The 19,130-nt window shown below is 64.6% G+C and carries 16 protein-coding genes and 1 pseudogene; 6 read left to right on the forward strand and 11 right to left on the reverse strand.

All coding sequences use genetic code 11. From position 1 onward, the window contains the following. Window positions 1–832, forward strand: a pseudogene (locus ACLL97_RS06675) (hypothetical protein); the annotation flags it as partial. A 39-nt stretch (window positions 833–871) separates the two neighbouring features. Then, complete coding sequence (gene ggt, locus ACLL97_RS06680; protein ID WP_411279703.1) at window positions 872–2,665, forward strand: gamma-glutamyltransferase; 1,794 nt, start codon at window positions 872–874, stop codon at window positions 2,663–2,665. Window positions 2,666–2,933: 268 nt separating this feature from the next. Here the strand turns inward: ggt and ACLL97_RS06685 are convergent, their stop codons facing one another. Next, window positions 2,934–3,776 (reverse strand): hypothetical protein, encoded by an 843-nt coding sequence (locus tag ACLL97_RS06685; protein ID WP_411279704.1) that lies wholly within the window; start codon window positions 3,774–3,776, stop codon window positions 2,934–2,936. A gap of 85 nt (window positions 3,777–3,861) precedes the next feature. On the opposite strand from ACLL97_RS06685, the gene ACLL97_RS06690 reads away from it, so the two are divergent. The 3 genes from ACLL97_RS06690 (at window position 3,862) to ACLL97_RS06700 (ending at window position 7,516) form a co-directional block, all read left to right on the forward strand. Beyond that, window positions 3,862–5,805: an ABC transporter ATP-binding protein gene (locus tag ACLL97_RS06690; RefSeq protein ID WP_411279705.1), complete on the forward strand. Its 1,944-nt coding sequence runs from the start codon at window positions 3,862–3,864 to the stop codon at window positions 5,803–5,805. Window positions 5,806–5,927: 122 nt separating this feature from the next. After that, window positions 5,928–6,680, forward strand: a complete 753-nt coding sequence (locus ACLL97_RS06695; RefSeq protein ID WP_411279706.1) for a ferritin-like domain-containing protein — start codon at window positions 5,928–5,930, stop codon at window positions 6,678–6,680. Window positions 6,681–6,688: 8 nt separating this feature from the next. Next, window positions 6,689–7,516 carry a ferritin-like domain-containing protein gene (locus ACLL97_RS06700; RefSeq protein WP_411279707.1) on the forward strand — a complete coding sequence of 276 codons (828 nt, stop codon included), beginning with the start codon at window positions 6,689–6,691 and terminating at the stop codon, window positions 7,514–7,516. 18 nt (window positions 7,517–7,534) lie between these two features. Here the strand turns inward: ACLL97_RS06700 and ACLL97_RS06705 are convergent, their stop codons facing one another. The 4 genes from ACLL97_RS06705 to ACLL97_RS06720 are packed head-to-tail and all read right to left on the reverse strand — an operon-like array spanning window position 7,535 to window position 10,694. Further along, window positions 7,535–8,260 (reverse strand): cytochrome c biogenesis CcdA family protein, encoded by a 726-nt coding sequence (locus tag ACLL97_RS06705; protein ID WP_411279708.1) that lies wholly within the window; start codon window positions 8,258–8,260, stop codon window positions 7,535–7,537. After that, window positions 8,250–8,756, reverse strand: a complete 507-nt coding sequence (locus tag ACLL97_RS06710; RefSeq protein WP_411279709.1) for a Fur family transcriptional regulator — start codon at window positions 8,754–8,756, stop codon at window positions 8,250–8,252. Before ACLL97_RS06710 ends, ACLL97_RS06705 begins: the two co-directional genes overlap by 11 nt. A 22-nt stretch (window positions 8,757–8,778) precedes the next feature. Then, window positions 8,779–9,528: a hypothetical protein gene (locus ACLL97_RS06715; protein WP_411279710.1), complete on the reverse strand. Its 750-nt coding sequence runs from the start codon at window positions 9,526–9,528 to the stop codon at window positions 8,779–8,781. An 8-nt stretch (window positions 9,529–9,536) separates the two neighbouring features. Next, the gene (locus ACLL97_RS06720) at window positions 9,537–10,694 is read right to left on the reverse strand and encodes a hypothetical protein (RefSeq protein ID WP_411279711.1); all 1,158 of its coding nucleotides are present in this window, start codon (window positions 10,692–10,694) and stop codon (window positions 9,537–9,539) included. Window positions 10,695–10,825: 131 nt separating this feature from the next. Between ACLL97_RS06720 and ACLL97_RS06725 the strand changes: the two genes are divergently transcribed. Then, window positions 10,826–11,446: a YceI family protein gene (locus tag ACLL97_RS06725; RefSeq protein WP_411279712.1), complete on the forward strand. Its 621-nt coding sequence runs from the start codon at window positions 10,826–10,828 to the stop codon at window positions 11,444–11,446. An 8-nt stretch (window positions 11,447–11,454) separates the two neighbouring features. Here ACLL97_RS06725 and ACLL97_RS06730 read toward each other — a convergent pair whose 3' ends face one another. The 6 genes from ACLL97_RS06730 to ACLL97_RS06755 all read right to left on the reverse strand — a co-directional run bounded on the left by ACLL97_RS06730 (window position 11,455) and on the right by ACLL97_RS06755 (window position 19,121). Continuing rightward, window positions 11,455–12,621: an aminotransferase class I/II-fold pyridoxal phosphate-dependent enzyme gene (locus ACLL97_RS06730; protein WP_411279713.1), complete on the reverse strand. Its 1,167-nt coding sequence runs from the start codon at window positions 12,619–12,621 to the stop codon at window positions 11,455–11,457. 36 nt (window positions 12,622–12,657) lie between these two features. Further along, window positions 12,658–14,952, reverse strand: coding sequence for a primosomal protein N' (gene priA / locus ACLL97_RS06735; RefSeq protein WP_411279714.1), 2,295 nt, complete (start codon window positions 14,950–14,952; stop codon window positions 12,658–12,660). A gap of 86 nt (window positions 14,953–15,038) precedes the next feature. Further along, window positions 15,039–16,061 (reverse strand): dipeptide epimerase, encoded by a 1,023-nt coding sequence (locus tag ACLL97_RS06740; RefSeq protein ID WP_411279715.1) that lies wholly within the window; start codon window positions 16,059–16,061, stop codon window positions 15,039–15,041. Window positions 16,062–16,087: 26 nt separating this feature from the next. Further along, on the reverse strand, window positions 16,088–17,023 hold the full coding sequence (locus ACLL97_RS06745; protein ID WP_411279716.1) for a serine/threonine-protein kinase: 936 nt from the start codon (window positions 17,021–17,023) through the stop codon (window positions 16,088–16,090). Window positions 17,024–17,132: 109 nt separating this feature from the next. Continuing rightward, window positions 17,133–18,158 (reverse strand): magnesium/cobalt transporter CorA, encoded by a 1,026-nt coding sequence (corA, locus tag ACLL97_RS06750; RefSeq protein ID WP_411279717.1) that lies wholly within the window; start codon window positions 18,156–18,158, stop codon window positions 17,133–17,135. Between the two features lie 30 nt (window positions 18,159–18,188). Continuing rightward, window positions 18,189–19,121 (reverse strand): histone deacetylase, encoded by a 933-nt coding sequence (locus tag ACLL97_RS06755; RefSeq protein WP_411279718.1) that lies wholly within the window; start codon window positions 19,119–19,121, stop codon window positions 18,189–18,191. Between the last annotated feature and the right edge of the window lie 9 nt (window positions 19,122–19,130).

The raw sequence follows: 19,130 nt of genomic DNA on the forward strand, positions 1-19,130 counted from the left end.
ACGGCACGATGGTGCACGGCACGATGGTGCACGGCACGATGGTGCACGGCACGATGGTGCACGGCACGATGGTGCACGGCACGATGGTGCACGGCACGATGGTCGGCGTCGGTTCGCGCGTACCGTTTGCGCGGCCGCGATCGCCACGAGTCTCTGCGCGACCACGCTCGCGGCGCAGATCCGCGGACGCCCGGCGGCGCGAGCTCCCGATGCCGGCTGGTGGTTCTCAGGCGGTGCCGCGGCCGTGATTCTGAACGACATCAGCGATGGCGCGACGCGTTCCACCTGGAAGTTCGGTAGCGATCCGCTGTGGCAGATGCGTGGCACGCTCGAGAAGGCGCTCGACGAGGCTACCACGATCGGCCTTTCGGCTGGCTACGGTGTGGTCGACCTCACGCTCTCGCCATTGATCTACACCGCCGCCACGCCACCCACGTCGCCCGAGTTACCGACGCAGTGCGCGATCGGCTGTGACGCGCAGACGCAGTTGTGGACCCTCATGGGTCAATTCCGCAGCGGCGGCAGCGGCGGCTTTCACACGTTGTTTGAAGCGGCCGGCGGCATGACGGGCTTTCGTGGTCTGCGCGTACGTGCCGACAGCGCCGGTGTTGCCGGCGTCGCCCTCGGACCCAAGAAGGGCCAGTACGACATTTCCGGTACACTCGGCGCCGGCTTCGGCTACGGGCTGTCCAGCAATCTGCACCTTGCGCTCGTGCAGGAGTTCGGCATTGGCTGGCACGCCAAGTCCGATCTCCCCGATGGGGTCGGTCGCACATGGCGCGTGCGCACCACGCGCGCCTCCCTGCGCTTCGGATTCGGATCACATCGCTGACGCATTCGCCGTTACACCATGTCACTTCACCATGCCCGCATGACCGTCATGACCATTTCGAGAGTCGTCTCGCTCCCCGTGGCACTCGCCCTGTTCGGTGCAGGCATTGGCGCGTGCGCACAAAACACGACGCCGGCCGCGATGGCGAACGCCAACACCAGCGCGGAACCCGCCCGACAGTCCGCGCAGTTCCCCGACGGGTGGCGCCTCCCCGCCGGTACGCCGGCAACGTTCGCGTCGCACGCGATGGCGGTCAGCAACAGTCCACATGCGAGCGGCGCGGCCGCGGACATCATGAAGGCCGGGGGCAACGCGGTCGATGCGGCCGTCGCACTCAGCTTTGCGTTGGCCGTCACCTGGCCGGAGGCCGGCAACATCGGCGGCGGCGGATATTCCATCGTACATATGGCTGACGGTCGTTCAGCGGCCATCGACTATCGCGAAGTCGCGCCGCTGGCCGCCACCCGCAACATGTATCTCGACGCAAACGGCAAGGTCACCGACCGCAGCATCGAGGGTCATCTCGCGAGTGGCGTTCCAGGAGCCGTCGCCGGGCTGAAGATGCTGTTGGAGCAGTACGGCACGATGCCGTTGTCACGCGTGATGCAACCCGCCATCACGCTGGCGCGCGAGGGCTTCGTGATCGACACGGCGTTGGCCGGTTCAATGGCTCGCGCTGCCACAATGGTGTCGCGCAACAGCCCGGTCACGCCGTATTTCCCGAATGGTAAGGCGCTTCCCGCGGGCGCACGGCTAGTGCAGCCGGACCTCGCGCGCACGCTGCAAGCGATCGCCGACAACGGTGCGAAGGCGTTCTACGAGGGATGGATCGCCGACTCACTGGTCGCCGAGCAGAAGCGCGGTGGCGGTGTCATCACGCGCGCCGATCTCAAGGCGTACACGCCGGTGTCGCGCAATGCGATCGCCAGCGCGTATCGCGGCTATCGTTTGCTGGCCATGCCGCCCTCGTCATCGGGCGGCGTGACGATGACGGAAGCCCTCAACATTCTCGAGCAGTACAGCACCGTTCCGGCGTATGGCAGCACGCGCTGGTTTCATCTGGTCGGCAGCGCGTTTCAACGCGCGTTCATCGATCGCAACAGCAAGCTGGGCGACCCCGCGTTCGTGAAGGTGCCCATGGAGCAGCTCACGAGCAAAGCCTACGCGAAGTCGCTCGCCGCCACCATCAACGAGTCGCGCGTCACGAGCACGAAGTCGCTCGAGCCACTGATGCAGCAACCCGTACGCGAGCCGGAGCACACCACGCACTATTCCGTGGTTGATGCGAAGGGCAACGCCGTGTCCACCACGACCACGCTCAACAACTCGTGGGGATCGGGCGTGTGGGTGCGCGGCGCTGGCTTCATGTTGAACGACGAGATGGACGACTTCGCCGTGCAGCCGGGAACCGCCAACATGTACGGTCTGGTACAGGGCGAAGCGAACGCGATTCAGCCCGGCAAGCGCATGTTGAGCGCGATGTCACCGACGATCGTGCTCGACAAGTCGGGGCAGGTGTTGCTGGTGGTCGGCGCCGCCGGCGGCCCCACGATCATCACCGGCACGACGCAAGTGATCCTGAACGTGATCGACCATCACATGTCACTCGCCGATGCCATGCGCGCGCCGCGCGTGCACCATCAGGCGCTTCCTGATTCGCTCACGTATGAAGAGGGCGGCATTCGTCCGGCGGTGCTCGACTCGCTCAGGACCATGGGATACTCCATGCGAAAGCTTCGCGCCCTGGTGAACATCAACGCAATCATGCGCGTAAAAGGAGGATGGGAAGGAGTACCGGAGCCTCGGCGGAGTGGAGGCGTGGTTGGGTATTGAACGGATGAGGGGCGCCAGGAATAAGGGGCGCTAGGAATAAGGGGCGCTAGGAATAAAGGGCGCCAGTAATAGACGGCGTGGAAACGGCATCGGAATGTGCGAGCGCCCCGTGACCTTGGGTCACGAGGCGCTCGTTCCTTAGCGGTCTCCTGAGAACTAAAATCGCTTCTCAGTTCTTAGCGCCCCTCATTCCTAGCGCCCCTCATTCCTAGCGCCCCTCGTTCCTAAGCGCCCCTCGTTCCTAAGCGCCCCTCGTTCCTAGCGCCGCCTACGGCGTCGCGGTCGGCCGCACCGTCACCGGCGCGTCCAGTGTCGCACTGATGCCCGCGCCCGCGTTGATACACGTGTCGAAGTTCGCCGTGGCAGCAGCGGCCGCCGTACCGGCGGCAGCACCGGCGGCGGCACCGATCACGGTGCCCTTCGTGTTCTTCCCGATGATCTGACCGGCGATCGCTCCAAGGATCGCGCCACCGGCGACCTTCTTCGCATCCGTGCCCTTCGACGCGCTGCGCACGCGCTCGGCCGTCGCCGACTGCACCGTCGCTTCCAGCGGATAGGTGCGGCCACCGTACGTCACCGACACCAACTTCACCGTGAGCGACGTCTGATCGTTCGAGTTCTTCGCGGTCCTTGCTTCGATCACTTCGAACGTGCCCGTGGCCCCCTCCGGAATCACCACGCCGTTCGTGGCGGTCACCGACTGCTCCAGCGACGCGGTGAACTTCTCACCGGCGGTTACCGTGTTGCTGCACACCTTGTTGTTCGCGGCAAAGCGGAACGACGTACCCGATGCCACGACACCCGTAACGGCGGCCGGCGTAGCCTTCGGTGTCGACGGCCTGGGAGCGGTCGTGGTCGGACGAGGCCTCGGGGCCGCTGGCCGCGGCGCCGGGGCCGGCGCCGCGGCGGCCGGAGCAGGCGGCGGCGTAACTGGAACGTCCTCCAGCTTCGGCTGCACCGAGTCGGTCGCCATGGCCAGATCGCGGCCCAGCGTGCTGTCGGCATTCAAGGACGCATTGTCAGCACCCTTATCGCCGCAGGCCGCGAGCGCGACCAGCGACATCGTCGCCAGAATCATCGTGGGACGTGACGAGCGAATATATTCACGCATAGAGAAACTCCTGAGAAAGGGACGCGGGACACTCCCGCGAGATGAAGATAAGTTGAACGCGTCGCCGTGCGAAATTCGGAGTGCGATGAACGGAAATACACGCGAACAGCCGCCGAGGCCAGCGCGACGCGCCCTGCGACGCCTGCTCCCCTACTACCACCCGTACCGCTGGCAAGTTGCGTGCGGGCTGGCGGCCGTGGTCGTCGCCGCGTTCCTCGCCAGTGTCATTCCGTCCCTGTTGCAACGAGGAGTGGATGACATTCGCTCCGGCGTAGAGGTTAACGCGGTCGTTCGTCTTGGCGGTGTGATGTTGATCACAGCCATTGCAAGTGGCGTGCTACGCTTCACCATGCGCTTGCTGCTCAATGGGATCAGCCGCCGCATCGAGACCGACCTCCGCCGCGACGTGTTCGCTCGCCTCAGCACCCTCGATGCCAGTTGGTACGCCCGCTGGCGCACCGGGGATCTCATGGCCCGGCTCTCCAACGATCTTGGGGCCGTTCGCATGGCGGCAGGGCCGGCCGTCATGTACCTCGTGAACACCATCTTCGGTGGACTGTTCGCGATGATCATGATGGCCCGCATCAGCCCGTTGCTTACGCTAGTGGCACTGCTCCCCATGATCGGCCTGCCCGTGCTGATGCTGCGTCTTGGACGCCTCGTGCACGACCGGTTCGAAGCGGTGCAGTCGCAGTTCAGCCAGCTCACCACCCGCGCCCAAGAGAACTTGTCCGGCGTGCGCGTCGTCCGGGCGTATCGGCAGGAGGCGGCGGAAACGGCGCGCTTCGTGACCCTCGGCGACAAATACCTCACCGCCAACATGCGACTCGCCAAGCTGAATGGCCTCATGAATCCCGGCTTCGGTCTATTGGCCGGTCTGGGCAGCGCAGTCACGATCGGTGTCGGTGGACGCCTGCTGATTCAGGGACAGGTCACGGTGGGCGGCTACGTCGCCTTCGGCATCTATCTCGCGCAGCTCACATGGCCGCTGATTGCGCTCGGCTGGACCACCAACCTCTTTCAGCGCGCCGCCGCGTCGATGACCCGCGTGCTGGAGCTGCTCGACGCCGTGCCGTTGTCGGTGCACGATACGGGCACCGCGACCCTCCCGAGCGCCATCGGTGACCCCTTCGGTGACCCCTTCGGTGACCCCGGCGGTGACCCCGGCGGTGACCCCGGCGGTGACCCCGGCGCGCAGCAGGGTGGACGCACGGTAGAATTCCGTCACGTGTCATTCCGGTATCCGCGCCCGGTGATCGTGAGCGAAGACGGCGCCGCGCGCGATGCGAACTACGAGCAGACGCCCGACGGCGAGGCCCCTGCCGATGCGCGTTGGATCCTGCACGATCTCTCGTTCCGCATCCGGGCAGGCGGCACCTTGGCCATCGTTGGAGCCACGGGCTCGGGCAAAAGCGCGCTCATGGATCTCATCCCGCGCTTCTACGATCCGCAGGAAGGGCAAATACTGCTCGACGGCGTGGACATTCGTGAACTGCCCATCGGCGCGCTTCGCGCCGAGTTGGGCTACGTGCCGCAGGAAGCCCTCCTCTTCAGCGAGACGGTCGGCGAGAACATCGGCTATGGACTCGAAGCACCCGATCGCGCGCGCCTCGAGCACGCCGCCGGTATCGCGCAGTTGCGTGAGACGATTGCCGGCCTATCCAACGGATTCGACACACGTCTCGGCGAACGCGGAATCAACCTGTCGGGTGGACAGAAGCAGCGGACGGCCTTGGCGCGTGCGCTGGCACGCGCGCCGCGTGTCGTGCTGCTTGATGACGCGCTGTCCGCGGTCGACACGCAGACGGAAGCTGCCATTCTCTTCAAGCTTCGCACGGCGATGCGTGGTCGCACCGCGCTGATTACCTCGCATCGCGTGAGTGCGGTTCGCGATGCCGATCATATTCTCGTACTCGAGGATGGTCGCATCGTCGAGCAGGGGACGCACGAAGACCTCGTGCGTGCCAGTGGACGATACACGCAGCTGCTGCAACGCCAGCAGCTACTTGAAGCGATCGAAGCGGCCTAGCGAAGTCGACTGTGTTCGCCTCTGGCTCCTGATTTGCAATCTGACTGTCGCATGGGCGGCGTAGCCCATCCGCCAACTCGCGCACAGGCGCGATATCGGTTTGCTCTTCTCGAGGAGTTTGCATGTCTCAACGACCGAACGTCACGATTCCCGACGCCGGGATGCTCGCCACGCCTCGCACGCGCCGAGACATTCTAAAGCTCATTGCCGTTGGTGGCACCTTGGTGCTCCTACCCGCAGCGCTCGCCGCCTGCTCCGACGACAATGGCGTCAAGCCGCCGACGCAGCCGCTGCCCAACTCGGGCTCGGCGCTGACGATCGATTTCGCCAAGGGCGATATCGCGGTGCTGCAGTTCGCGTACGCGCTCGAGCAGCTGGAAGCGGATTTCTATACCAAAGCCGTCAATGCCTTCGGCAGCTCCAATCTCACGGCAGCCGAGAAGGCGGTGCTGCAGGACATCAAGTACCACGAAGTGCTGCATCGCGAATTCTTGAAGGCGGCGCTTGGCCCGACCAATGACTTCACCGTCGTCGCGACGTATCCAAGCGTGAACTTCAACGATCGAACCTCCGTGCTCACGGCCGCGAAGACCTTCGAGGATCTCGGGGTCGCTGCTTACAACGGTGCGGCTCAGTACATCACCTCGGCAGTGAATCTCACGCTCGCCGGTAAGATCGTGAGTGTTGAAGCGCGTCACGCCTCAGCCATCAGCGACCTCCTGAGTCCGAAGACGTCGGCCTTTGCTCCGAAGGCATTTGATGATGTATTCCGGCCGTCGATGGTCGCTACCGCTGCCCAAGGCTTCATCGTGAACAAGCTCGGTTTCGCCAACGCGCCCAGCACGTTTGTGCAGGGCCCGAACAACAACGGTTGAGGAACGATATGATCATCGAACAGCGTCCAATCCTCGAGTCGATCGATCCCGAGATCCTCGACACGCTCGCCGCCCGCGAAAACGAAATCGCGCAGGGCGCCAGCATGAGCAGCAGCACCGCTGCCCTGCTGGCACTTGGCTCGATCCCCATTGCCCTCGGCGCGCTTGCGAAAGACGCGTATGCCCAGACGCCGAGCGACGTGCTCGACGTGCTGCAGTTTGCGCTGTTGCTCGAGTATCTCGAGGCCGAGTTCTATCAGCGCGGCGTGGCCGCATCAGGACTGATCGATGCGGCCGACCGCACGATTTTCACGACCATCAGCGGACATGAAACCATTCACGTGACGGCGCTACAGTCGCTCATCACGGCGAAGGGTGCCACACCGATCGCAAAACCCGCCTTCGACTTCACGGCGAAGGGCAATGTGGCCGGGTTCAACTTTTCGGCCGGTCAGTACGAAACGTTCAAGGTGCTCGCGATGGCATTCGAAGATACCGGCGTGCGCGCGTACAAGGGTCAGGCACCGCGCTTGATGGGCGATAAGGCAGCCCTCAACGCCGCGCTGTCCATTCACTCCGTCGAAGCTCGTCACGCGGCGGAAATTCGCCGCCTGCGGGGCAAGAAGGCGTGGATCAGCGGGTCGAGCCGTGACGATCTGCCCGCGTTCACGCAGGGCATCTATGCCGGCGAAGCGAACGAGTCGCAGGGCGGCGTCATGCTGTCCACCTTGCCCGGCTACAGCGCCAACGGCGGCTCGACGGCTGGCACGGAAGCCTTCGACGAGCCGCTTACGAAGGCCGAAGTCACCGCGATCGTGACGCCGTTCCTGGCGTAGTCTTCGCGGCACAACACATCAAAGCCGCTCCACCAGAAAGGCGGGTGTGAGCGGCTGCAGAATGGCGGCCAGTCGCTCAAACCAGCCGGTGAACATCAGCACACCGACGATGATGAGAAGCACGCCGGCAATGCGATTGACGAGTCCCAGATTCTTCTTGAACTTCTGGAAGAAGCCAAGGAAATGCTCCAACGCAAGCGCGCTCACCAGGAACGGCACCGCCAAACCGAGCGAGTAGAACGAGAGCAGCGTGATCCCTTTGCCCAGCTCCGACTCGTTGGCCGCCAGCAACAGAATCGCGCCAAGGGTGGGACCGAGACAAGGTGTCCAGCCCGCGCCGAAAGCGATGCCGACTAGCACCGTGCCCAAAAAGCCGATCGGCTTGTCGCTGAGATGCACGCGGCGTTCCTGCTGCAGGGCACCGATGTTGAGCACACCGATCATCCAGAGCCCCATCAGCACCATCAGCGCACCACCCACACGCGCGATCCACACTCGGTAGGCGAGCATCAATTGGCCGAACGCCGTCGCACCCGCGCCGAGCGCCACGAAAATGAAAGAAAAACCAAGAACGAATAGTACCGCGTGCGTGAGCGCGGCACGGCGGGAGCGCGACACATCGTCGAGCCCCATCCCGGTGATGAACGTGATATAGCTCGGCACCAGAGGCAGCACGCAGGGACTGAGAAAGCTCAGCAACCCCGCCGTGAAGGCAACTAGGACAGTCAGTGAATCAGGAGCCACGATGCGTCCTCGCAGAGCTGGAGGGAAGTCCGCGACGACAGGTGCCGCACAGACCATAGATCACGAGCCGGTGACGCTGCCGCGAGAAGTCATGCGCCTCGGCCAACAGGGTCGTCATGCGTTCCAACCGTTCGTCGCGAAACTCGGTAACCTTCCCGCACACGGTACACAACAGATGCTCGTGATGCGGTATGCCACGTGAGGCCTCGTATCGCTTGAAGCCTTCCCCGAAGTCGCGTTCAACCACCAGTCCGCTCCGCACGAGCACTTCGAGGGTGCGATACACGGTCGCGGTGCCGGCGCTGGCGCCCTGTTCGCGCAGCTCGCGCGCCACGTCTTCGGCCGACAGATGCCGGTCGGTACCCAGCACCACGTCGGCGATGGCCAATCGTTGCGCCGTGGCCGGGAGATTATGATCGCGCAGATACGCGCGAAAGGCTTCCCGGTCCGCCGCAATGGCCGCGGCACTGGTGGTTGCATCGTGCGAATCGCTCATGCGAACGCGCTCACGGTGAGAATCAGACCGCAGGATACGGAACGCGAAGTGCTCGCGCCAACTGCGGCGCCGAGTATCGCACGATCTCCGATTCTTCACCGGCGCGGCGCTGCACCCCACGCACCACCAGATCGACGGTGATCAGCGGCGCTTCGGCTTCCGCCACCACGTCGGCTTCCCACTTGCCACGGTCCGGACCCTTCTGCACGAGCCGGTAGCGCGCCGTGTAGACCGTATGCCGAATTCGCAACACCGGAGTAATCACGATGACAGTCTCGTCGTCGGTATCGGTCAACAGCTCGCCTTCGACGAGCTCGTCATCGGAGGAATGGTCCGGGATCACCGCAACGTCGAGCGCATCGTCCGCTGGGTCGATCGCGATCTCGTCGTCGGCTACCGCGTCCCCCGCCTCGACATCCTCCGCCGTTACCTCGACCGGAGTAATCGCGTCGTCGAACGGCAGCTCCGGGGCGGCCGACTGTTCGACGACTGCCAGCGGCACCCGCGCCGCGATCACGGCGATACCGGTTTCCACACCACCCTGCCGCAGCGGCGTAAATAGATGCAATTCCTCGATGCGATCGAGCGGCACGTGCGCGATCACAACCTTGAGAAATCGCTCCGTGATCTCGGACACCGGCGCGTCGGCGCGATCGGGCACTCCGAGCGCAGCCTTTTCCGGGGCGAGGATGCCGGCCGCGGTCGTCTGCTCGATCGACTCGGCCTGCAGTGCGTCGTCATCTGGAATCGTCGTGTCGATGGAAAGCGTCATCAGGTGAATCAAGTGATCGGAAGGAACGGATAGGGCGACTTACCGGCACGCGGCGCGTGATCACGGTTGATCGGATTGCGATCGCGCGCATCCATCTCGCGCGCAATGAAGAGTCGCAGGATGTGCAGGAAATCCTGCGCGTTGGTGACCACGCCGAACGCCTGGCGCGTGCCGCGGTCCTTGAGTTTACTCACGACAAACTCCGACGTGTCGACGCAGATCGTGGGGAGCTCGTGCAGCACGCCGTCGCAGTCCATCGTGAACGACGGCAGCATATTGCCGGTGGCGATCGCATGCAGCGCGGTGGCGATCATGATGGCCATCGTCGCCTTCGTCGCGTGCGCGCGCATGGCATCCTGTGCGTCGATCGCATCGGTGATGACGTCAGGCAACGGACCGTCATCGCGAATCGAGCCGCAGAGCACGAACGGCACTCCACGCGTCACCAGCGCGTGCATGATGCCGTCTCTCACGATCCCTTGCTCCACGGCGGCCGCGATCGACCCCGCGCCGCGCACCGCATTGATCGCGCGCATATGCAGGCCGTGTCCGCCCGTGCTCGCCTGTCCGGTACCGGTCATGCCGAGCGTCGTGCCGAACATCGACGCTTCGATGTCATGCACCGCCACCGCGTTGCCAGCGAGCAACACCTGCACGAACCCGTGATCCACAAACCACGTCATGTCGGCGCGCGCGCGCGAGTGCACGAGGGCCGGCCCCGCCACCCAGGCGATATAGCCACCGGCGTCACGCTGCTCGAGTAACAGCACCGCCATCTGGCGGTAGTCAATCGGCTTTTCACGCGACACTTCACTAGTCATGAAGCGGAACTCGCCGCCGTCATCGGGCGCCACGAACGCGTGCGCGTGCACGAACACGCCTTCGCTGCCCTCCTCGGCATCACCGACCACCACGAGGTCGCCCTCCGCTACCCGACGTCCCTCGCGGATCCGGAGTACGCCGTCCGTGCCGAGCACGATAGCCGAGTCCATCCGCGGCTCCAGCGGCAGCCGCCACGCACCGCCGACCTTCACGTACGTGGGAAGATTCGTCGTCGAAAAAAAACCGTCGGGGAGCACGCCGTCGGCTGGGGCAGGCACAAACCGGGCGTCCGGCGCCGTGGAAAGCGGCGCCGCGTCGAAAGCAGGCGGTCGGAAGCGAGTCACGCGTGAAAGATCATTGGGCGCGGCACCGCCGAACAAGCTAAAAAGCGGATTGAGCTACTTGCCTTCTCCGTGAGATCATTTATCTTATTACTATACTATTGCTTAGCCAAACATAGTACACAGCCATAGAGATGCCCGGTTACCGCAAACCTGAGAGACAGCGTATGATAAAAGCTTCACGGTTCCTCGCCGTCGCCGCGCTTTTGCCGGCGATGATGGCTGCGCGGCCCTTCGTCGAAACCAAGCCGCACGTCGTCGACAAGGCCCACAGCCAGATCAACTTCGTCGCCGATTCGCGCCTTCTGAGCGCCCACGGCTTCTTCGGAAAATGGGACGCCGATATCGCGCTGGATGCGACCAACTGGTCGGCGTCCACCGTCGCCATTTCAATCGACGCGACCAGCCTGAGCACCCGCGTGGACATGCGTGACAATCACCTCCGTAGCCCTGAGTTCTTCGACGTCGTCAAGTTTCCGACGATCACGTTTAAGTCGGTCAGCGTGGCGCAGGTTGCCGACGGCAAGCTCAACATTATCGGAGATCTCACGATCCGTGGCGTCACCAGGCGCATCGTCGTGCCGGCCACCGCGGTGTTCTACGAAAAGGGCGCCGGTCGCTTCCGCGGCCAATTCGCCATCAACCGCAAGGACTACGGCGTGGCGTACGACTCGTCGATCAACCCGATCGAAAATGAAGTGCAGGTCCAGTGGGACATGGCCATCAGCGAGCCCAAGCCCGCGCCGGCCAAGTAGCACCCACTTTACGACGAAGCCATGGCCGCTGCGATCACCGTGATTGCAGCGGCCGCTTTCGTCAGCACGCGTGCCGGCTGCACCAATGACACACGAAAGCGCCCACGTCCCGCCTCGCCGAACGCGATGCCAGGCGTGACGACCACGCCCGGCCCGTCCAGAAGTGCGTCCACCCAGCCCCAGTCGTCGTAGCCGGCAGGTACGGGGAGCCAGAGATACATCGTGGCCTTCGGCGCGTGCACGTCCCATCCACCGGCCTGCATGGCGCTCACCAACGCGTCACGTCGCGCCCGGTACTCAGCCACGATCGGCGGCACGATCGACTCGTGATGCGTGAAGGCGGCCGCCCCGGCCATCTGGGCCATGGTGCTCACGCCATAGCCGATGTTCGAGCGGTACGCATCAAGCTGAGCGATCGCTTCACGTTTCCCGGCCACGAATGCGATGCGCACACCGGCCATGTTGAAGCTCTTGCTGCACGTATGCATCTCGACGGCCACGCGCGACGCGCCCGGCACCTGCAGCACACTCGGCACGCGATAGCCGTCGAACGACAGTTCACTGTAGGCGAGGTCACTGATCAACAGCAGCTGGTGTTGCTCAGCGTACGACACGAGCGACGCGAAGTCGTCGAGCGTGATCGTGGACGTCGTGGGATTGCCGGGATAGTTCACGATGAGCACCCGCGCGCGTACGACGTCGGCTGGTGCCACGGCATCCAGATCGAGACGGCCGTCGGCCAGCAACGGCACGAACACCGGAACAGCACCCGCCAACAGCGTCGCGCGTGCGTACACGGGGTAATACACCTCGGGTACCAGTACCACGTCGCCGGGATTCGTGTGCGAAAGAATCAGCTCCGCGATGCCTTCCTTCGAACCAGCCAGTGCCAGCACCTCCGCCACCGGATCGACCGTCACGCCGAAACGCGTATCCAAGTAGGCCGCCACGGCGGCGGTATACGCGGGATGCGCACGGAAGTATGGATAGCCGCTCAATGCGCGATCCGCCGCCGTGCGCTGCATCGCGTCGATCACGACGTCGGGGATCGGCCCATCGGGGCTGCCGATCCCGACATCGATCAGGGACTTACCGGCGGCGCGCTGCCGATTGCGACGCGCATCGAGTTCGTAGAACACGTACGGCGGAATCGCCGCGAGGCTGTTGAGCGACATACCGGTAAGCTAACGAGTGGCCGCCGAGGGAGCAGTCTAAAGCAGTGACACCGGATCACGGTCGACCGTGAGCCGCAGCTCGTGTAGCTTGGGCACGGGACACCGTTCGGCGATGTAGCGCGCCACGCGCGTCATCAGCCTCGGCTGCGACGACTTGAGCAGAAAGTGCCAGCGCCAGCGGTCCTTGATACGATCGATCGGGCACGGCGCGGGGCCGACAAACACCAGGTCACGCAGCCCCTGCCGCTCGACGAGGCGCTGAACCCAACTGGCCGCCGCCATCGCCGTCGCGGCCGTCGCGGCCTGATCGAGGCCACTCACCATCACGTTGGCAATGCTCACAAATGGGGGATAGGCCGGCATTCTGCGCGCCCCGAGCTCCTCTTGCACGAAGCCGGTGACGTCATGCGTGATCGCATGACGGATCGCGTGACTGCCGGGCATGCGCGTCTGAATAATCACGTCGCCGCCTTTCGGCCCGCGCCCCGCGCGACCCGCTACCTGACTCACCAGTTGAAACGTTCGTTCGGACGCGCGAAAATCGGGAAGATTGAGCCCGGTGTCCGCATCGACGACGCCGACGAGCGTGACGTTGGGGAAGTCGAGTCCCTTGGCAATCATCTGCGTACCAAGAAGGATGTCGACCTCACCACGTCCCACACGATCGAGGATCTGCGTGTGAGCCCACTTGCCACTCGTGGTATCGACATCCATCCGCGCGATCCGCGCCTCTGGAAAGCGCTCAGAAAGTACGCGTTCCACCTGCTGCGTACCGAGCCCACGTCGGCGCATCGTCTCGGCCGCACACTGCGGGCAGACGGCCGGCACCGGCTGCTGATGCTGACAATAGTGACACACGAGAATCTCGGGCACACGATGGTAGGTGAGCGAGATGCTGCAATGCGGACACACCGGCACGGTACCGCAGGCGTTGCACTGCATGAACGACGAATAGCCACGGCGATTGAGCAGTAGCAAGCTTTGCTCGCCGCGCACAAGCCGCTGCTCGAGGGCCACCAGCAGCGACTTACTGAACACGCCCAGCGTTTCGTCGAAAGGCGCGTTGGGGTTGCGCTCCTTCACGGCCTGTTTCAGCTCCACGCGCATGTCCACGACGGTGACCGGCGGCAGCTGCGCGCCGGCGGCACGATCGGGCAGCGTGAGGCGGATGGCCTGACCGCGATCGGCGCGCTCCCACGTTTCCAGACTCGGTGTGGCGCTGCCGAGGACCACCACCGCGCCCTCGGCCCGGGCGCGTACGATCGCCGCTTCACGCGCGTGGTAGCGTGGCGTTTCCGACTGCTTGTAGCTGCTCTCGTGTTCTTCGTCCACGATCACGACGCCCACACGCTCGAGTGGCGCGAACAACGCCGAGCGCGCACCGACGGCGATACGCCGTTCACCGCGACGCAGCGACTGCCATGCGTCGAGTCGCTCGCCGTCGCTCAACCCCGAGTGCAGCACGGCCACATCGTTGCCGAACGCACCACGGAAGCGATCAACGGTCTGCGACGTGAGCGCGATTTCCGGCACCAACACAATGGCCGTCTGCTCTCGTTGCTCGAGGATGGCGCGAAGCACTTCGATGTACACCAGCGTCTTGCCGCTACCGGTTACGCCGTGCAGCAGGAATACCTGCCCCGGATCACCGGCGAGAATGGCGCGCACTGCATCCTTTTGCGCGTCGCTCGGATTGGGTGGCGGCAACGTGCCCGCGCGATCGGCGAACGGATCGCGCTGATGCGCTTCGTCGCGGATTTCCACCAAGCCGCGCTTGGCCATGGCCGTGAACACCCCGGCACTGCAATGGGCTTGGATGCGCAGCGACTCGAGCGGTGCCGTGCCGCCCTGGGCTTCGAGCAGGTCGTACACCACGCGTTGCTGCTTGGCACGCGCGAACGTCTGTTCACGCTGAAGCAATGACGGCAAATCCATGGCGATGCGCACCAGGCGCTGCGTACGCGATGCCGGCGCCGGCGCCTTGGCCGATGTGAGCGCCGTGGGAAGCATGGCGCGCAGCGTCAGTCCGAGCGGGGCGGCATACCAGGCGGCAATCCACTTGCCGGTGTGAAGTAACGAGGACGGCAGCGACGGTACATCGTCGACAACGGCCTGAATCGGCTTCAGCGTGATGCCCTCGGGTGGCACGGCGGCGCCGAGACAGATCCCGATTTCCGGCCGATTGCGAAACGACACCAGCACCCGGGTGCCGGGCGCGACTGGCATCGCAATGCCATCAGGCACGTGATACGTGAACGTGCGGAAGAGCGGCGCCGCTAGGGCCACCTCGATACAGCGGGAAGCAATCGCGGACGCCGGCGGCGGCGACATGGCCAGCGGCGTGATCAGCGGCGTGATCAGCGGCGTGATCAGCGGCGTGGTCAGCGGCGTGGTCAGCGGCGTGGTCAGCGGCGTGGTCAGCGGCGCTGCACGCCGAGCCCCGGCGCGTCGCTGAGCGTGATCTGTCCGTTTGGTATGGACGGACCGGTGAAGGGATCGTCGGACAGCAACGCGGCCCCGTCGAGGTCGGCGTCGTCGAGCAGCGGTGAAAGGTGCGCGGCCGCGGCGATCCCGAGTGTCGTTTCGATCATGCAGCCGCACATCACTCGCATGCCATGAGCGCGCGCCACAGCGATCATGCGCATCGCTTCGCGGAGCGAGCCGCACTTGGCCAGCTTGATGTTGACGCCGTCTACCGCGCCCACGAGTTTCGGAATATCTGTGGCCACGATGCACGACTCGTCGGCCACCACCGGAATCGGCGAGCGCTCACGCACGAAGCGAAGCCCTTCGATATCGTGCGGTGCCAGCGGCTGCTCCAGCATGTCCACACCCACGTCGGTGAGCGGCTGCAGCATGGCCAGCGCCTGCTTCGGCGTCCAGGCCGCGTTGGCGTCCACGCGTAGCGTGGCATGCGGCGCTTCCTCGCGCACAATGCGCAACACCTCGCGGTCCCAACTCGAGCCCAGCTTGATCTTCAGAATAGGATACGCCGCCGCCTCGCGCACGCGGGCCCGCAACGTTTCGGCATCGGGGGCGATTCCGATGGTGAACGTGGAACGCGGCGCCGCTTTGGCATCGAGCCCCCACAGCTTCCAAAGCGGCACGCCCAGCCGCTTGGCGGCCAGATCATGCAGCGCCGAACTGATCGCGCAGCGTGCCGCGGCGTTCCAGCGCAGTGTCTTCTCGAGCTCGCGCTCGATGGCGTCGATCGACCAGCCGTTGGCGCGCTCCAGCACCGGAGCGAACTGCGCCATCGCCGCCATCACGCTGTCCGCGGTCTCCCCGTAGAAGCGGCTTGGCGCGGCTTCACCCCAGCCTTCCGCGCCGTCGGCATCACGGAGTCGCACCCACACCACGCGATATTCGCTGAAACCACCACGCGCAATGATGAACGGGTGCGTCGTGTGGACCGTCAGGATTTCGGCGTGTAGTTGCATAGCGCAAGCAGTGTCGGTGGTGGAGATCAGAATGGCGTGAGTCCCGACGGACGTGACGAACGCGCAGCGCGCAACTCAGCTCCCGGTGCCTGCCCCAGAAACGCAATCAGCGCGTCGGCCAGCTCGAAGCCGCGGTCGTACCGATCGACGGCCTGCTTGGACAAACACTTCATGGTGATCGCGCTCAATGCAGCCGGGACGCGCGTATCCACCTGATCCGGTGCCACCGGCACCTCGTGTACGTGTTTGTAGCCCACCGCGTACGAGTCTTCGCCGTCGAATGGCGGATGGCCCAGCAGCATCTCGTACAGCAGCAGCCCCACCGCGTACAAGTCACTGCGGCCGTCCACCAGTTTGCCCATCGCCTGTTCAGGAGACATGTAATGGGGCGTCCCCATCGCGCGGCCGCTGGCGGTGAGACGGCCGTGGAAACGCGCGGTCGCGATCCCGAAGTCGGTGAGCGCCACGTTGCCGTCTTCGTCAAACAGAATGTTGTCCGGCTTGATGTCACGATGCACCACGCCATGCCGATGTGCGTAGTCGAGCGCGCAGGCGACCTGCACTGCGATCGAGGCCGCCGAGCTGGCCGACACGGTCTTGCGCCGCGACAACATATCGGCCAGCGAACCGCCCGCGTAGTACGGCATCGCGAGATATTCGATGTCACCCGCGGTACCCATGTCGGCGATTGCGCAGATGTACGGATGAATCAGTCGCGCCGCGGCTTCGGCCTCTCGTCGGAAACGCTCGCGCATTTCCGGCTCCTGCGCCAGCGTCCGGTGCAGCACCTTGATGACCAAGGGCCGCGCCAGCACGGCATGCTTCGCAAGATACACGTGCGCCATACCGCCGCTCCCCAGCCGCTTCATGACCGTGTAGCGATTACCCGTGGCAACGCGCAATTCACGCAGCTCGTCATCGGGGATATCGATCGGCGGGGCCGAGACGTCCGGAAGCGGCACGCCGCAGCGCGTGCATCGCGCGGCCGCGGCCCGGTTCCAAGTCCCGCATTCAGGGCAGAACATCTGGCGAGGGGAGAGAGAGTGGAAGCCAGGCAGGCGAGCGGGCGCGTTAGATCAGCCCGCGGCGCCTCAGATACAAAAGTAGCAAGCCGCCCAACCCGAGCTGCACGACCAGCAGCACCCAGAAGCCGTGTGGCCACCCCGACATCGGAATCGTTGAAAAATTCATGCCCCACATGCCGCTCACGACCACGAAGGGCAGTGACATCGTGGCTACCACCGACAACGCCTTGGTCGTCGCGCCCAATCGATTCGACACCTGCGTGAGATACGAGTCCATCGTGCTGCTGAGCAGATCACGATACGTGTCAAGCGAATCGTTGATACGCAGCACGTGATCGTAAATGTCCCGGAAGTACAGCTGTACATCGACCGTCAGCAGTGAGCTCGGGCGGTTCGTGAGCACGTTCATCACTTCGCGCGACGGCTGCAGATACCGTCGCAATGACAGTACCAGCCGCTTCACATGGAAGAGATCGCGCAGCGCCGTCTCGTCGAAGGTCACGAACACGCGTTCCTCGAGTCCGTCGATGAATTCGTCGATCTGCTGCAGGATCGGGAAATAGCTGTCGATCGTGTCGTCGAGAATCGCGTGCAGCGCGCGCTCAACGCCACGCGACAGCAGATCAGGCGATCGGCGAAGCTGCTCCGACACGCGATCGATCGACGCCATCGGTCCGGCGTGCACCGTGACCAGATAGTGTGGACCAAGAAAGCAGTACAGGTCCTTCGTTTCCAGATCGTACGGATCGTCGGTGTCGGCCGCCAGCGCGACCCCACGGATGATCACGAACAAGAAGCCCTCGTACTCCTCGAGCTTGACGCGCGAGTTCGGGTTGAGCGTATCCTCCACCGCCAACGGATGGAAGCGAAACACCTTCTCCAGCATCGCATGTTGCGAGCGCACGGTCGAATCGATGTCGACCCACAGCGGGCCACCCTCGGCCAGCAACTGCGCCACATCACGCGGATGACAATCCATGACGTCCTCACCCGACAACGACCGGTAAATGGTGCGCGGCGGCGGATCGTGAGGCTGGTCGATGGAGGGGAGGACGGCGGGTAGTTTGGTCATGAGCAGCGAATCATGGTGGGAAGCGAGCCGTCAGGCCAGCGCTGCCAAGTGGACGAGTACGGCCTGTGCCACCGAATCGGGGGCGTACCCCCCCTCCATGGCGCTCACCAGCCGACCGCCGCACCAGCGTTCGGCGCGTTTCACGAGCCCGCGCGTGAGTGTGCCGATATCGTCGAGCGTGAGGGTGAAGGCGCCCAGCGGATCGCCGTCGAGACAGTCGAATCCGGCACTCAGCAGCATTAGGTCGGGAATGAACCCTTCGGCGGCCGCATCCACGGCGCGGAACAGCGCCTCCACGTACCGCGCTGACGGCAGCGACGGGGCCATCGGCACGTTCCACACCGTGCCATGCGGTCCACAGTCGTCGGCCGCGCCGGTGCCGGGATACCAAGGCCACTGATGCATCGACACGAAGTGAATCCGCGGCTCGTGCTCCACCAGCGCCTGCGTGCCGTTCCCGTGATGGACATCCCAATCCACGATCAACACCCGCTCGCACGACTTGGTCGCCAGCGCGTAGTGCGCCGCAATCGCCACGTTACCGAACAGGCAGAATCCCATTGCGCGATCGCGCAGGGCGTGATGGCCGGGCGGACGCACGGCCGAAAAGCTGCGCGGTGCGCGGCCATCGAACGCCATGTCCACGCCGTCGAGCACACAGCCGGTGCCGGCGGTCGCGGCGTCCCACGACCCTTCACTCACCACCGTATCCGGATCGAGGCGGCCCCCACCCAACTGCGCCATGTCGCGCACCTTCGCGATGTAGTCACGGTCGTGCGCCAGCGCGAGTTCGTCCTCCGTGGCGTGCCGTCCCTCGTGATGCTGCAGCGCCTCGAACAGCGCCTGATCGTAGCGCAGTGCCCGCGGAATGGCGCGCAGTCGCCCCACATGCTCGGGGTGATCCCACCCCGTATCGTGGCGTCCACAATCGGAGTGCGAGAGGAACGCGACCTGTTGCTTCATGCCGTGCAT

The sequence above is a fragment of the Gemmatimonas sp. genome (assembly GCF_046594945.1).
GTDB lineage: Bacteria > Gemmatimonadota > Gemmatimonadetes > Gemmatimonadales > Gemmatimonadaceae > Gemmatimonas.

Bases quoted from the DNA above. Each gene is read 5' to 3' on its own strand.
- ggt (WP_411279703.1), top strand. From the start codon at position 872: ATGACCGTCATGACCATTTCGAGAGTCGTCTCGCTCCCCGTGGCACTC.
- ACLL97_RS06685 (WP_411279704.1), bottom strand. From the start codon at position 3,776: ATGCGTGAATATATTCGCTCGTCACGTCCCACGATGATTCTGGCGACG.
- ACLL97_RS06690 (WP_411279705.1), top strand. From the start codon at position 3,862: ATGAACGGAAATACACGCGAACAGCCGCCGAGGCCAGCGCGACGCGCC.
- ACLL97_RS06695 (WP_411279706.1), top strand. From the start codon at position 5,928: ATGTCTCAACGACCGAACGTCACGATTCCCGACGCCGGGATGCTCGCC.
- ACLL97_RS06700 (WP_411279707.1), top strand. From the start codon at position 6,689: ATGATCATCGAACAGCGTCCAATCCTCGAGTCGATCGATCCCGAGATC.
- ACLL97_RS06710 (WP_411279709.1), bottom strand. From the start codon at position 8,756: ATGAGCGATTCGCACGATGCAACCACCAGTGCCGCGGCCATTGCGGCG.
- ACLL97_RS06715 (WP_411279710.1), bottom strand. From the start codon at position 9,528: ATGACGCTTTCCATCGACACGACGATTCCAGATGACGACGCACTGCAG.
- ACLL97_RS06725 (WP_411279712.1), top strand. From the start codon at position 10,826: ATGCCCGGTTACCGCAAACCTGAGAGACAGCGTATGATAAAAGCTTCA.
- ACLL97_RS06730 (WP_411279713.1), bottom strand. From the start codon at position 12,621: ATGTCGCTCAACAGCCTCGCGGCGATTCCGCCGTACGTGTTCTACGAA.
- priA (WP_411279714.1), bottom strand. From the start codon at position 14,952: ATGTCGCCGCCGCCGGCGTCCGCGATTGCTTCCCGCTGTATCGAGGTG.
- ACLL97_RS06740 (WP_411279715.1), bottom strand. From the start codon at position 16,061: ATGCAACTACACGCCGAAATCCTGACGGTCCACACGACGCACCCGTTC.
- corA (WP_411279717.1), bottom strand. From the start codon at position 18,158: ATGACCAAACTACCCGCCGTCCTCCCCTCCATCGACCAGCCTCACGAT.
- ACLL97_RS06755 (WP_411279718.1), bottom strand. From the start codon at position 19,121: ATGAAGCAACAGGTCGCGTTCCTCTCGCACTCCGATTGTGGACGCCAC.